The 15202-nt window shown below is 45.5% G+C and carries 10 protein-coding genes and 1 other annotated feature; of the genes, 8 read left to right on the top strand and 2 right to left on the bottom strand.

The features are described from left to right. Positions 1–21: 21 nt before the first annotated feature. Positions 22–4452 (top strand): endo-1,4-beta-xylanase, encoded by a 4431-nt coding sequence (locus AC787_RS31270; protein ID WP_054028886.1) that lies wholly within the window; start codon positions 22–24, stop codon positions 4450–4452. Positions 4453–4568: 116 nt separating this feature from the next. Here the strand turns inward: AC787_RS31270 and AC787_RS31265 are convergent, their stop codons facing one another. Next, a complete protein-coding gene (locus tag AC787_RS31265; protein ID WP_054028885.1) occupies positions 4569–4934 on the bottom strand; it encodes a VOC family protein in 366 nt (121 codons plus the stop codon). A 134-nt stretch (positions 4935–5068) separates the two neighbouring features. Next, positions 5069–5301 (top strand) — a binding site (T-box leader). A gap of 47 nt (positions 5302–5348) precedes the next feature. On the opposite strand from AC787_RS31265, the gene AC787_RS31260 reads away from it, so the two are divergent. From AC787_RS31260 to AC787_RS31250, 3 genes are all read left to right on the top strand, one after another. Next, positions 5349–7220: an arginine--tRNA ligase gene (locus tag AC787_RS31260; RefSeq protein ID WP_054028884.1), complete on the top strand. Its 1872-nt coding sequence runs from the start codon at positions 5349–5351 to the stop codon at positions 7218–7220. Between the two features lie 66 nt (positions 7221–7286). Further along, on the top strand, positions 7287–9593 hold the full coding sequence (locus AC787_RS31255; RefSeq protein ID WP_054028883.1) for a heavy metal translocating P-type ATPase: 2307 nt from the start codon (positions 7287–7289) through the stop codon (positions 9591–9593). Continuing rightward, positions 9590–10276, top strand: a complete 687-nt coding sequence (locus AC787_RS31250) for a sulfite exporter TauE/SafE family protein (RefSeq protein WP_054028882.1) — start codon at positions 9590–9592, stop codon at positions 10274–10276. The genes AC787_RS31255 and AC787_RS31250 overlap by 4 nt, the downstream gene beginning before the upstream one ends. Before the next feature lie 4 nt (positions 10277–10280). Here the strand turns inward: AC787_RS31250 and AC787_RS31245 are convergent, their stop codons facing one another. Beyond that, the gene (locus AC787_RS31245) at positions 10281–10724 is read right to left on the bottom strand and encodes a FixH family protein (RefSeq protein ID WP_054028881.1); all 444 of its coding nucleotides are present in this window, start codon (positions 10722–10724) and stop codon (positions 10281–10283) included. Between the two features lie 459 nt (positions 10725–11183). On the opposite strand from AC787_RS31245, the gene AC787_RS31240 reads away from it, so the two are divergent. The 4 genes from AC787_RS31240 (at position 11184) to cobT (ending at position 15197) form a co-directional block, all read left to right on the top strand. Then, complete coding sequence (locus AC787_RS31240; protein WP_054028880.1) at positions 11184–12176, top strand: ABC transporter substrate-binding protein; 993 nt, start codon at positions 11184–11186, stop codon at positions 12174–12176. A gap of 2 nt (positions 12177–12178) precedes the next feature. Beyond that, on the top strand, positions 12179–13216 hold the full coding sequence (locus tag AC787_RS31235) for a FecCD family ABC transporter permease (RefSeq protein ID WP_054028879.1): 1038 nt from the start codon (positions 12179–12181) through the stop codon (positions 13214–13216). Continuing rightward, on the top strand, positions 13213–13992 hold the full coding sequence (locus tag AC787_RS31230; RefSeq protein ID WP_054028878.1) for a heme ABC transporter ATP-binding protein: 780 nt from the start codon (positions 13213–13215) through the stop codon (positions 13990–13992). The genes AC787_RS31235 and AC787_RS31230 overlap by 4 nt, the downstream gene beginning before the upstream one ends. 134 nt (positions 13993–14126) lie before the next feature. Further along, a complete protein-coding gene (gene cobT, locus AC787_RS31225) occupies positions 14127–15197 on the top strand; it encodes a nicotinate-nucleotide--dimethylbenzimidazole phosphoribosyltransferase (RefSeq protein ID WP_082361362.1) in 1071 nt (356 codons plus the stop codon). Positions 15198–15202 lie beyond the last annotated feature (5 nt).

Here is a 15202-nt window from a genome sequence, read left to right as displayed (position 1 = left end):
AATTAGTTAAGGGGGATGGATATGCGAAGTAAGTTAAGCCTGTTATTAGCATTTATATTACTATTCGGCTTGCTAATGCCGATAGGAAGGTTCGGGTCTACAGCGCAAGCTGCTGCATCAACAGTGCTTCAAAACGGATTTGAAGATGGCTCAATTGGAAGCTGGAAACCGTTTAATTGCAGCGGGGGCACTGCGCAGACGGTCGTTTCTACTGAGCAAGCAGCAGCGGGATCAAATGCGTTGAAATTATCTGGACGAGGCAGTGTGAGCTGTAGTCCAAGCATAGAGCTCAATGCTGTGCTTCAAGAAGGGCATATCTATGATATTTCGTTTAAAGCAAAACTCGGATCAGGTTCTGATCAAGCACATGTGACGATGAGAATGACCAATCAAACCAATAACTTCGATTGGATTATCGGGAATCAAAACATTGACGATCAAAGCTGGACAACCTTCTCGAAAAAATCGTATACGAGACCTTCTGGTACAACCTCGATGACGATGTATCTTGAGACAGCTTCGTCGGCTGCTGATGTGTTTATTGACGATGTCCTGATCGTGGATAATACGCCACAGGGCAGCTCAGGAGGATCAGGGACATCCCCGATTGGACCTTTGGAATTCGGCTATAACTTTGATGGAGGTACAGCGGAAGGCTGGGGGCCACGGGGAGATGGCGTTGCTGTAGCTTTATCACAAGAACAGCAAAAGTCAGGTCAGTACAGCTTGAAAACGACAGGCCGTTCCAAGGATTGGCACGGGCCAACCGTTAGTGTGTTCGACAAAATGACGAAAGATGCAAAATATGAGGTTACGGCTTCAATCAAGATGACTGAAACACCTTCAGCTTCTCGAACGATAAAGTTATCCGCTGAACAGGACGCTAGTGGATCAAAGAGTTGGGTAAGCATTGCTTCAGCAGCTGTAGCAACGTCAGATTGGGTACAGCTGAAAGGGACTTTCAGTTATCATTCGAATTTAACAGATATTAGCTTCTATATTGAAAGTTCGGATGTAAATGATTCCTTTTATATTGACGATATTAATATCTTAATGACGGAACCTCCGAAGACATCCCCTCCCGTTCAAACAGACCTTGCTAAACTGAAGGATGTTTATAAAGATTATTTCAAGATGGGTGCAGCATTGGAGCCTAACCAGCTCGAAGGAAAAAGCAGAGAGCTTCTAGATATGCATTTCAGCTCAGTCGTAGCAGAAAATGCGATGAAGCCAGGTTCAATCAATTCGACAAAGGGAACGTACAATTTCGAAAGTGCAGACAGACTTGCTAAGTTCGCAAGAGATAACAAAGTGAATATGCGCTTCCATACCCTAGTATGGCATCAGCAAACAGCCGACTGGATGTTCAATGATGATAATGGGACTATTTTGAGTCCGACTCCAGAAAACAAAGTACTTGTTCTCAATCGGCTTAAAGATTATTTAAGCGTTGTGGTACCAAGATATGCTGACGTTGCCACGGATTGGGATGTTGTGAATGAAGTCATTGATGAAGGCAGACCAAATGGTATGCGTAACAGTTTATGGTATCAATTAACAGGCGAGGATTTCATTAAGGTTGCATTTACTGAAACGCGTAGACTGCTCGATGAAATGTATGCGCAGGATCCAGTGAAATACGCAATTGCTAAGAGCTCGAAGCTCGTTATCAATGATTACGGAACAAATAATCCGCAAAAAGCAAATTTCTTGTTGAGCCTTCTAACGAGATTAAAAGCAGAAGGTGTGCCGATTGATGCTGTTGGCCACCAGACACATATCAACATTAGCGGACCGTCTATTCAACAAATTTCTAATTCAATTAAGATGTTCGGAGAGGCCGGATTCGATAACCAATTAACAGAATTTGATGTCTCGGTTTACACGAACAACACGGATGCGTATCAAGTTGTACCTCAGGATCTGATCGTTAAACAAGGATATCGTTTCAAAGAATTATTTGATGAATTGAAGAAGTTGGACAATATGGGCAGAACAGTTGCAAACCCAGAAGGATGGATAAGCAATGTCACATTCTGGGGAATCGCGGATGACCACACATGGCTTCATAATCGTCCTGTTACTCGTCAAGACGCGCCATTTGCCTTCGATAAAAACTTCCAAGCGAAGCCAGCTTTTTGGGGTATGGTTGATCCTTCTAAGCTGACTGCAGTCAAGAAAGCTGCAAATGCTGCCAATGGAAGTCCAAATCAAGGCAACATTAATGATCTCATTTGGAATACAGTTCCAGCCATTCCACTAGAGAAAAGCGGTGTGTTGGAAGCCGCTATGAAAATTTTGTGGGACGAAAACAATTTGTATGTCAAAGCGATGGTGACTGACCCATCGAAACTAGCTGGCGATAAAGTCGAATTGTTCGTTAAGAGTGGCACTCAAATGAATAAAGTACAGGTTGAAAGAGGAACGGCTGATGCTGTAGAAACAAATAAAGGATATTCCATTACTGCTGTTATTCCGTTAAGCGGCAGCACAATGGGCAGCAATGTGCCTTTCGATATTCGTGTCACTGATTCTGGAGCAGACGACGGTACAGAGCATGGGAAAAATGGCAGTATCATTTCATGGAGTGATTTAGGCAACAATCAAGATGAGAATAGCAGCGGATTCGGCGATTTGACGCTAATAGCGGCAACAAAGATATCGACTGCGAATTACGGTACACCTATTCTCGACGGTGAAATGGATGAAAAGTGGGCGAGTGCCAGCAAGCTTACTACGGCTGTGAAGGTAGAAGGCGGCGAAGGCTCTAAGGCTGAATTTTATTCGATGTGGGATGATGAGCATCTTTATGTTTATGCAGTGGTAACCGACAAGAAATTGTCTGATGCAAGCGTAAATCCATGGGAACACGATTCCATTGAAATTTTCGTAGATCAAAACAATGGAAAAACAAGTTCTTATGAGGGAGATGACGGACAGTACCGGATTAATTACAAAAACGTTCATACCGTTGGGGGTCATGCATCTCACGACAACTACACTTCGGTAACGAAGACGGTGTATGGGACGGGTGATCTAGCTACCGGTTACATTGTAGAAGCAGCAATCAACTTAGATAAGATTACGCCTAGCAACGGGACGACAATTGGCTTTGATCTTCAAGTCAATAATGATGATAACGGTACAGGTAAAAGAGATAGCGTATGGATGTGGAACGATCCAACAGGCAAGTCATATGAGAACACATCCCGATTTGGTGTGATTGCATTAAATGGCAAGCCTGAGAGCGGCGGAGACACGGGTACTGGAGGCAGCGGCAACACAGGAAACATTCCTGCAACCAAGCCTAGTGAGATTAATGCAACTGTAGATACAAACGGAAATGCGAAAGCTTCGATCAGTGCCTCCGATTTGAAAAATGCAATTGCGGAAGCGAAAGCAGGGTTGTTGAAATTCCAAGTAAAAGGTGTGGATATGGCGAAGCAGGTCGCTATTACAATTCCTGCTCAGCAAGTTCAAGCTGCGAAAGAGGCAGGTATCAAAACCATCGAATTCAATGCTGGACTTGCTGCGATTCAATTGCCGATTTCGTTGTTCGAAGCAGCTGATCCTACAGTAAATATTGAATTCATTGTCAGTAAAATCGCTGCAGAGACATTGTCTAACGGGGTTCGTGAGCAGATTGGATCGAATGCGGTTTATGATTTCAGTTTAAGCATTGGCGGTAAAATCATGAGCCAGTTTGGTAATGGTCAATCCGTAGATGTATCTGTGCCTTATGCGTTGAAGTCTGGCGAGAATATAAATCAAATCGTCATCTTCTATATTCATGAGAACGGGAAGCTTGAAGTAATCAAGAGCAGCAAATACGATGCTGTTACAGGAATGGCCCAGTTCAATACGACTCATTTTAGTAAATATGCTGCTGTTTCAGTGGATGTGAGCTTTAAAGATATAGCCTCCATCACATGGGCGAAGGACAGTATTGTCGGGCTTGCAGCTCGTGGTATCGTTAGCGGTGTAACTGCTCAAGCCTTTGAACCAAATCGTTCGGTGACGAGAGCTGAGTTTATCCATATGCTGATTCAAACGTTAAACCTGGAGCAAGCAGGCGCGAGCAGCTCATTCCGCGATGTGAAGAAAGGCACTTGGTATTACAATTCAGTTGCTTCAGCTCAGCAATTAGGGATTGTTACTGGCTTGACGGATGGCACATTCAGCATTAATGATAAGATTAGCCGTCAGGATATGGCAGCAATGGCTTATAGAGCATTGCAGAAGACTGACATAACGTTAGAGCAAGTGAACGATAAAGTTGATTTCAACGATGCAGCAGCAATTGCGGCATATGCGAAAGAAGCTGTAGCCATGCTGCAAACAGCAGGTACAATTAATGGCATGGGTAACGGCAGCTTCTTACCGCTTGATACAGCAAGCCGTGCACAAGCAGCAGTCATTTTATATGAACTGTTACAAAAGTCTATGAACTAATTTCTATTTATTTGTAACAACTATTTAATAAAAGAGCCGATAAGATGTATGTTGGAATATGAGCACTAAACCCCTCCGGGCTGGCTCATAGGCAACTCTTCTTAACGGCTCTTGGTTTATTTTCCGACTAATACAAATACATTGCTATCAGGGGCTTCGAATACAGCAACATGACCAGATTCAGTTGCAAAGGGTGTTCTAATCCATTGGATTTCTTCGTTTTTGCTTAATTCGGAATGTGCTTCACGGACATCTTCAACGAGGATTTCAACTTCAGTAAATTTATTTTCGGGGTGATTACTCAGTACAAGCTCAGAGCTGTCTTTCATCGGGAATTTTAGACCAATGATTTTCCAAGCGAAGCCATCCTCTAGAATGCGTACTATTTTCCAATTTTCTGTTAAACCCATTGAAGTGTAAAAGGAAAGAGACTTCTCAATATCGACGGTATGAATACAAACGCACTCTAATTTCTTAAACATAAGGTGCAACTCCTTCTAATAAAAATAGGAACATGTGTTCTAATTCGGATTCTACTATATTCCAAATTGAAAAGCAACTTGACACCGCTATTCACATCCTGTATAAATACTTCTAAGCATATTATTTGGAAATAACAACATTAGCGATTGGGACAGTAGTCTAAGACCGATAGTTGCAGCGAGCCGGGTCAGTGGAAGCCGGTACGGATGTCTTAGATGAAGCGGGCCCATGAAATGGTTTGCCGAACCGAACGTACAGTAGTAGGCAAATCCGGTCATAGACCGTTACGAAAACGAGGGGTCAAGCTGTAATCAGGCTTGGCACTTAGAGTGGTACCACGGGATCTTTATGGCTCTCGTCTCTTATTTTAGAGACGGGGGCCTTTTTTATTTTTAATCAAAGGAGGAGTTACAATGATTCATGAGCTAATTATTGGGGCAATTGAAGAAATTACGAAAGACATGCTGGAAGAGGGACATACAGAGCGACCTGAAAATCTTAAAATTGCGGTCGAGCATCCCGTTAACTTAGCGCATGGCGATTATAGCAGCAATATTGCCATGCAGCTTGCAAAACTTTTAAAACGTGCACCTTCTTTGATTGCAGGCGACTTCAAACAAAAACTATTGGTGCATCCGAGTCTTTCCTCATCCATTAAAACAATTGAAATTGCTTCTCCCGGTTTTCTTAACTTTCATATGAATTGGTCATGGTGGGCAGCGAATACGGATCAGCTTGCTTCGCAGAAAATGACTGTTAACAAAAAAGTACTTGTTGAGCATACATCCATCAATCCAAATAAATCAGCGCATATTGGTCATTTACGTAATTCCTGCGTTGGCGATACGATTGCGCGAATGCTCAGAAGAACGGGGCATCAGGTAGAGGTGCATAACTACATTGATGATCTCGGCAACCAATTAGCCGATACGGTAGTAGGCATTTTACAGACGAAGTCGGTGCTGCCTTATGAGCGTTTTGGAGATTTTTGCTGGGATACGTATTCAAGCATTAATAGAGCTTATAAAGAGCAGCCTGAATTGCTTGAACAACGTACGAAGGTTCTTACCGAGCTGGAGGAAGGCCATTCGAACGTGGCATGGATGGGCTTACTGGTTGCAGAACGAATTGTACGCGAGCACGTAGAGGAAATGAAGCAATTTGGAATTACGTATGATGTTCTGGTGTGGGAGAGCAATATTGTGCGTGAAGGCTTTTGGGCTCGCGCGTTTGAGCTGCTGCAGTCGACAGGAATTTTCCGCAAGGAGACCGAAGGAAAGCTGAAGGGCTGTTATGTACTGAAGCATCCTGATGATAAAGGGAAAGCAGAGGAGCAATCCGAGTTCCATGCGGATAAGGTGCTCGTTCGTTCGAATGGTATTTTGACATATACAGCCAAAGACATTGCTTACCACCTCTGGAAGTTTGGATTGCTCGAAAACGATTTCCGTTACCAAAAATTTTCAGATCGTCTATGGTCAACACATACGAGCGGTGTAAGGAAAAAAATCGGTCATGCTGATATGGTCATTAATGTTATTGATCAGAGACAAGAGTATCCACAGGCAATGGTTAAACAAGCTTTGCTTGCTTTAGGCTTTCAAGAACAAGCAGAGCAGCTTAAGCATGTCAGCTACGGAGTTGTTGCTCTAAGTCCGAATACGGCAAAAGGTCTGGGTATCGATACGACAGATGGCAAGCATGCTTACGCAATGTCAGGGAGACAAGGAATCGGCATAAAAATAGCGGATTTCTTGGTGAGAATGGAACAAATCATTGATGTGAAACGATCCCGTAAAGGCGGCTTGGCAAGTCGTACAATTGCAGCAGCATCGATTCGTTATTACTTGCTTCGTTTTCATTTGCAGACAGAGGTTGTATTTGATCTTGATCAAGCAACAGAGATTTCCGGCAATACTGGCGTTTATCTGATGTATACGTATGCGCGCTCCAGCAGTATTTTGAAGAGGGCAGGCGTATCTGAATTCAACCCGCAAGCTCTAGCTGAGAGTAGCGAGCTTGAGATCCAAGAGCATTCATTGCTGAGACAATTAGCTTATTGGCCTGAGACGCTGCAAACGGCTGTTAAGGAGCTGTCACCTAACCAGCTTTGCACGTATGTATATGAGCTTTCCGCGTTGTTCAATCATTTCTACGCAACCTGTCCGATTCTAAAGGCTGAGGGCTCAGCGAGAAGCTTGCGTATATGGCTCACCGAGCGTTATAAGCAAACGATGCAGGATGCGCTTCATATTTTGGGAATTCCTGCGCCGAATAGAATGTAACCAGATGTTCCAATCATGCAATTGGCTTGCCCGTCATATAGTTTAACGCAGAGGTACAGGCATTAAATGGCGATGAATGAAGGGCGGGTGCATCAATTGGAGCAGGCAAATGATAATCAGGGAGTAGATAGCGACCTTACGATAGATTTTGCGGTTCAAGGTATGAGCTGCTCAGCTTGCGCGGCTAGAATTGAGAAAGCTGTCAGCAAAATGGATGGCGTTCAGATGGCGGCAGTCAGCTTTCCGCTTCGGACCGCTTGGGTCCAGTTTAAGCCTGAGCGGCTTGGAGCTAAGCAAATTGCTGAGCGCGTTAAGCAATTAGGCTTTGAGGCGCTGCTTAATGAGACCGCTAAGGAAGGATTGTTTAAGGAGCATCGAGTATTGAAGCTCCGGCTAATAGCATCAGCATCGCTTACGTTGCCGTTATTAACGGGCATGATGCAGCATCTGCCGTTATTAAGGCCGATGCTGGATTATTTGCCAGCTTGGCTGACTCTCCCATGGCTGCAGCTCATTCTTGCTACGATTATTCAATTTGCAGTAGGCTTGCCTTTTTATTTTGGTGCGTATCATGCTGTTCGCGAGCGAAGCGCCAATATGGATGTGTTAGTTGTCATAGGAACAACAGCCGCCTATTTATACAGTCATTATGTCGTTTTTCAGAACGGTTTATTTCGTCCTCTCACCGAGGCGGCTGCTCATGCACCGCCCTTGTATTTTGAAACTTCTGCTGTCGTGATTACTGCTGTGCTGTTAGGCAAGTACATAGAGGTATCCGCTTCGCTGCGGGCGCAGCGCGGTTCGGACGGCTTTGGCAAGCTGCAAAGTCAGACGGCTGCTGTTGAACGAGCAGGTGAAGTGATCCGTATTCAGACGGAATTCGTAAGAGCCGGCGATATTGTTATCGTACAGGCAGGAGAAACGATTCCTGTTGATGGCATTGTTTGCGGCGGACACTCAGCGACGAATGAATCGTTGCTCACAGGTGAGAGTCTGCCGATTGTGAAGCGAGAAGGCGATCAAGTGTGGGCTGGGACTTGGAATGAAAGCTCGCAGCTTCGCATTCGAACGAAGGCAGCAGGACATGATACGATGCTGAATCGGATACAAGAGCTTGTCCGTCAAGCACAGCGGTCGAAATCAGCCATTCAGCGAAATGTAGATGCGGCTGCAAGCTGGTTTGTTCCGGTTATGCTTCTCTTCGCAATAGCAACGGTTGTCATGTGGGGATTATTTCTTGAACCGGGGAATTGGAGCCGAGCATTCATCTGTGGCATTGCTGTTTTATTAGCGGCCTGCCCATGTGCACTTGGTCTAGCTGCACCGATCTCGCTTGTCATCGCTGCGAGCAGACTCGCTAAGCAAGGCATTATTACGAAGGAAGCGGGTGCGCTTGAACGTTTAGCAAGTATTCAAACGATCATTTTTGATAAAACAGGTACTTTAACGGAAGGCAAGCCGCATATTAGCGCTTCACTTACAATAAAAGGAAGCCGGAATGCATTGTTGAGACTGGCAGCTGCCGCAGAAGCGGAAGCCACTCATCCACTTTCAAGAGCTATCGAGAAGGAAGCTAGCAGGCTAGGGCTTATTATTCCAGCTTCCAGTCATCATGTATTTACGCCAGGCGGAGGCGTTGAAGCTATCATTGAGGAGCAACGCTTCGCTATCGGGAACGCTCGATTTGCAGCAGAACGTCAATGGACGCTGAGCGGCGATGTCACTGCATTTGCAAAGCAGCGTGAGGATTTAGGTGAAACGGTTCTGTATTTAGCAATTGAGGATCAAGTTGCGGGTGCAATTGCCTTTAGCGATAAGATTAAGGATAACGCCAGAGAAACGATAAAAGAGCTTAAAAATTTAGGTGTTTCTGCTGTTTTAGCAACAGGCGATCACAAGGCACCGGCACTTGCTGCAGCCAAAGCGGTTGGCATTTCGAATATACATGCTTCCATGATGCCAGAGGGCAAGCTGGCATTGGTGGAGCAGTTAAAGCGGCGAGGCAAACGAGTGGCTATGGCAGGGGATGGCTGGAATGACGCACCGGCACTAGCCGCTGCGGATGTTGGTTTAGCGATGGGGGAAGGCACGGACGCAGCGCTTAGCGCAGGTCATATGACTTTGCTTTTCTCACGGTTGCATGCCATTCCCGAAGCTATTCGAATTAGCCGATTAACGATTCGGAATGTGCGTCAAAATCTAACGTTTGCTTTCCTATACAATGTCATTGTCATTCCTTTCGCTGCTTTTGGACTGCTTGAACCTTGGATGGCTGGAACGGCTATGGCGCTAAGCTCAGTATCGGTCGTAGGTAACGCGCTTCGGCTATCCGGCCAGCTGCATAGCCACAGCCGAGTTGGTGCAAACAGATGACGTTGACTTGGCAGCTGATTGGCTTCATTATATTAACCGGCTTGTTCAGCGCACCTCATTGTATTGGTATGTGCGGAGGGATCGTGTCAACCGTTTCATTAAATTCCTCAGCGACAGTTAAGAAATCAATGCTTCTATATAATACAGGACGCGTCTTCTCCTATTCCTTGCTAGGGGCTGTGATGGGAACGGTGGGTTCTTTTGTCGATGTGGCAGGTAAATTTGCAGGTGTTCAAGGATTGGCTTCCATTATCGGCGGCTGTTTCTTACTACTGTGGCTTTGGCGAAGATTTCAGCTGCCGCTAATGCAAAGATTGTCTAGCTTCCTCCACAAAAGATTGGTAGGCGGAGCCCATCGTTCTTCGAAGCAGGAAACGATCCATTTGCTCGCCACGGGAATAGCGTTCGGATTTTTGCCTTGCGGCTTAACCTATGCGATGCAGATGACGGCAGCTTCCACCGGCTCAGGAATTGAAGGAGCTGCTGTCATGGCTTTGTTTGGTTTATCGACCTTCCCAGCTTTAGCAGCCGCCGCCTCAATTGCTGCCTTCGCCAATAAAAAATGGCGGCGATTTATGCGCAAAGCAAGCGTAGTGACGGCAGTTGCCGTTGGTGTCATTTCGATTTTGCGAGGGCTTGCGGTGAATGGCGTAATCCCGTCGATTAATCCATGGCTTTGGTAGTTTGCTAATGAACCGCTCGCAGCATTCTATTGATGGTATACGTATGATCACCCGTCTTAAGTGTTAAAGTCGCTTTCCATGTACCAGCCATCAGCGGCACGCCTTCGCCTGTATAGGTCCCTGGAGCAGCTTCCGTCATTTTAAATTCATAATCGCCGCATACCATATCCAGCATTTCAAGCTTGACTGACATCTCAGCACCTAGCAATGGGGCACCGGAGAGATCAGTTAGCTCGATTTTAAAGAGATTGTTGTGAAGCACCTTGGCTGGATAAGCGTCGATGGACCACGTAGCTTCACCATTGTCGAAACGATGCTCCGTTATAGGTGGCGATAATTCATCGCCTTTGCGGAGCCAAGTGAAAACTACGCCAACGACAACGGCCAAAACCAATAAAAGGAGGGAGAATTTTATCAGATTAAAATTCGGTTTTTGTTCTGTTTTCATATTTAGGAAAGTACCTCCTTGCGAATTGTGATTTCATTTAATAACGAATCTGTTGTCCGTTAGAATCCAATTTGACATTTATTATCGTAAATAGTGTCATCTAGGTCCGTTAGGGTCAAGCTTAAGCGTGCTAAGCATAAATTAGGATGAAGAACGTCATGAAAATAGACCCATTACGTTACCTATGCGGCAAATGAGTGTAGCAGAACGTTCATCATCGGCAGGATAATGGTATGGATGTCATTAGACAAATTTATCAAGACGTTGTATAGTAACAACGGATCATTTCATAGATGATGAATGAGCATAGTTGCAGGATATCTTTGCTTGCATGATAGGATGATTGTTGGAGAAGCTATTCGCTTAGCCTAATTAGAAGAAGCGTATACTAGCATTTCTGGCATAAGGTCAGGGATGCTATTTTTTTATACGATAAACGAACAGGAGGAGTAAGGGAAAATGAATGGATTGATTAAGAGCAAAATGAAAATGCTGATAGGCGTGTTATTAGTAGCGATGCTCGTGTTCACTGGAGCATGCGGAGCGAATAAGGACACTGTTAATGAGCCTAACGAAACAACGAATAATGCTGGTCAGACTGCTACTAATGAGCCATCTACAGCTAATAAATCGACGGTTTATCCGTTAACCTTAAAGGATGACACGGGTACGGAAATTACGTTCGAGCAAGAACCAACTAAAATTGTTTCGCTTGCTCCTAGTGAAACGGAAGCCATTTATGCAATCGGCTCTGGTGACCTAGTTGTTGGTGTTGACGAGTCGAGTAACTTCCCAGAGGAGGCTGCTGCCAAGACTAAGGTTGGAGATATGACAACCAATATTGAAGCTGTTGCGGCTCTTAATCCCGATCTCGTGCTCGCGTCTACGTCTATGAATGGTGATGCAATCACCAAGCTTCGAGAGTTGAAAATTCCGGTATACGCAACAGACCCACTCACGTATGATGCAGTTATTGCCAAAATCGAAAATTTAGGTCATATTATGAATAAACAATCCGAAGCGGCAAAGGTTGCAGACCACATGCTTTCGGTGAAGCAACAAGTATCGGATGCAGTTAAGGATGCAGAAAAGAAGAAAGTATATTTAGAGTTTTCTCCGGGCTGGACGGTTGGATCTGGTACATTCCTTGATGAACTGCTGGCACTTGCAGGTGGCATGAATGTTGCAGGAGCTAACCCAGGCTGGTATGAGGTAAGTGCAGAAGCTATTGTCACTCAGAATCCCGAGTTTATTATCTACCCTGCTTTGAAGGAGGACCCGAATCCGATTGTTGCTGGCATTGAAAGTCGTCCAGGCTGGAATGTCATTGACGCGGTGAAAAATAAGCAAATGCATGCCGTTACAGAGGACCCTCTTGTTCGTGTCGGGCCGAGACTTGCTGATGGTTTGCTGGAGCTTGCGAAAGTCATTCACCCGGATCTCGTAAAATAATTATGACCTATAAATTAGTTTGGTATGGAGGAGCAGCTATGCTCCTTCTTGCTGTTTCTATCGTTGTAAGTTTATCCATTGGCTCGGCTGGTATTTCCATTCGAGACGTATGGGGTATTTTGCTTCATCAGTTGCCGTGGCTTGCTAATAACGCAGTTCCTTATACGCCTACTGAAATAGCAATAGTCACGCAAGTACGTCTGTCGCGTATTTTGCTTGCCGTCCTCGTTGGAGCATGCCTTGCGCTTGCAGGTACCGGCTTTCAAGGGGTGCTTCGAAATCCGCTTGCTGATCCTTATACTTTAGGAGTCTCTTCGGGGAGCTCAGTAGGTGCATCATTTATTATCTTATTCGGATTACAGTCGGCGCTTGGCATGTGGACGATACCGTTAGTTGCCTTCGTTACAGGGACAATTACGCTGCTTGGTGTTTTTTGGCTCTCTCGCAACAAGGGCATTATACATATTGAAACGCTGATTCTATCAGGAGTTATCATCCAGTCTTTTCTTGGCGCTTTCGTATCATTCATGGTATCCATGTCGGAGGGGGTCGTGAATCAAATATTGTTCTGGTTAATGGGCTCGCTTGCGATGCGCAGCTGGGATCATGTGTATATGCTTATTCCTTTTCTTGCGATAGGATTCCCTCTTCTGCTCGCATACGGGCAATCGCTCAATTTATTTGTGCTGGGGGAACGGCATGCAGCGCATCTAGGCATACATGTCGAGAAAACGAAGCTAATCGTCTTAATCAGCTCGACACTACTAACAGCAGCAGCTGTCTCTGTTTCAGGTGTGATCGGTTTCGTTGGACTCGTGGTGCCCCATCTCATTCGGTTGCTAGTTGGTCCGGACTATCGCTTAATTACCCCTTTATCAGCTATCGGTGGAGGTATATTCATCTTATGGGCTGATACGCTTGCACGTATGGCGCTGACGCCCAAGGAAATACCGCTTGGTGTTGTTACTGCTCTGCTTGGAGCGCCTTTTTTTGCATACTTGCTGCATAGGCGGAAGCTGAAGCAAGGAGGAGCGTTATGATTGAGGTGCGCAGCATCGTTCAGACGGTGCAAGGAAGGACAGTGCTGAGTAAGCTGTCCTGCTCGTTTCAAAAGGGGCGGATGTACGGTATTCTTGGACCAAATGGTGTCGGAAAATCAACGCTGCTGCACGTATTGTCTGGTGTTGAACAGCCAGTGCAAGGTGAAGTTATATTTGAGGGACACAATATTGCCTCTTACCCAAGAAAGCAAATCGCTCAAAAGATGGCGGTTTTACAGCAAAGCGGCTTGCCCCAAGTAGGGTTTTCGGTGCGAGAGGTGGTCAGTATGGGAAGATTCCCTTTCCAAAATTGGCTTGGCAGTGATAGACATGATTCAGAGGAAATTATTGATAAAGCGATTAACGCCATGGGACTTGAAGAGCTATCGCATCGCAAAATGGATCAACTTAGTGGCGGAGAACGTCAACGTGTTGCACTGGCAAAGGTTATGGCGCAGGAGCCTTCCATTATTTTGCTGGATGAGCCGACGACTTATTTGGACATTGGCTTTCAGATTCAGCTGTTGGATACGGTGCGTGCTTGGCAACGGGAGCGTGAATTGACTGTTATTGCTGTGCTGCACGATCTTAATTTGGCTTCGCTTTATTGTGATGAGCTTGTTGTTCTTCATGAAGGTAAAGTTGCAGCTGCTGGCACCCCACAGACTGTAATGACTCCCTCTATCATCAAGCAGGTGTATCAGGCGGTGACGACTGTGATCGCTCATCCCGTTACGGGAGCTCCACAAATTTTGCTCCAGCCGAATTTGAAATGATAAACGCTCAAGCAAAAACGCCTTCGGCGTCCTGTGAACGCTGAAGTAGTTTTGACTGAGAAATATAAGCCCTTAATAAACAATTAAACTTATAAACTCTTATATTTAAAAATAAGCTTGAAGGAGTTTTGAAATTGAAAAATGCATTAGACATTCAGCTTGCAGAGTCGATTAATCGAATTAAACCATTTAATGAAGAGGTCGCGGCATTAGCTATGCAGCATACCGATTCATTGACCAAACCGCCAGGAAGCCTCGGCAAGCTTGAAGCTATTGCAAGGCAGCTTGCTGGTATTTCAGGTGAGTTATGGCCAGATTTGTCGCATAAAGCTGTCATTGTCATGGCTGGAGATCATGGTGTGTGCGATGAAGGAGTTAGCGCGTTTCCTCAAGCCGTAACGCCTCAGATGGTGCTAAATTTCCTAAGCGGAGGAGCAGCTGTCAATGTGCTCGCTAGGCAAGCCGGTGCAGATGTTGTTTGTGTGGATATTGGCGTGAATGCGGATTTGGAGCATGAGCGACTAGTAAGCCGTAAAGTGGTGCGGGGAACGGCTAATATGGCCAAGCAGCCAGCTATGACTCGTGAAGAGGCTGTTCAAGCTATTTTAGTTGGCATTGAGGTCGTCAATGAGCAGGTGCAGCACGGCTGCCGCTTATTTGCAACAGGCGAGATGGGCATTGGCAATACGACGGCTAGTGCGGCATTAACGACTGTATTGACAGGTCTATCCCCAGAAGAATCAGTAGGCCGGGGAACTGGCATTAATGATGAAAGCTGGTTAAACAAAGTAGAGGTTGTCAAACGCGCGATTGCTGTCAACGAATTGGACCAGGCGGATGCTGATCCAATCGATGTGCTTGCAAGGGTTGGCGGTGCAGAAATTGCAGGTCTTGTCGGCGTCATTATTGGTGCTGCGGCGAACGGCTGTCCAGTCATCATCGACGGTTATATTTCATCTGCCGCTGCGCTTGTCGCATCGCGAATAGCAGAGCAGACGCTTCCCTTTATGATTGCTTCCCACCTCTCACAAGAGCAAGGCCATTTGAAGCTGCTTGAATCTATTGGCTTGCTTCCAATAATGCAGCTGGAGATGCGGTTGGGCGAAGGTACTGGTGCTGTATTATGTTTCCATTTTATTGACGCTGCGCTCCATCTCATGAAAGAGATGGCAACGTTTGAGAGTGCAGGCGTATCCAAAGGTTAGGTGAG

Source organism: Bacillus sp. FJAT-28004, assembly GCF_001280845.1.
Classification (GTDB): domain Bacteria; phylum Bacillota; class Bacilli; order Paenibacillales; family Paenibacillaceae; genus Pristimantibacillus.
The sequence above is the reverse complement of the archived record's forward strand: the minus strand, read 5'-3'. Positions and strand labels throughout refer to the sequence as shown.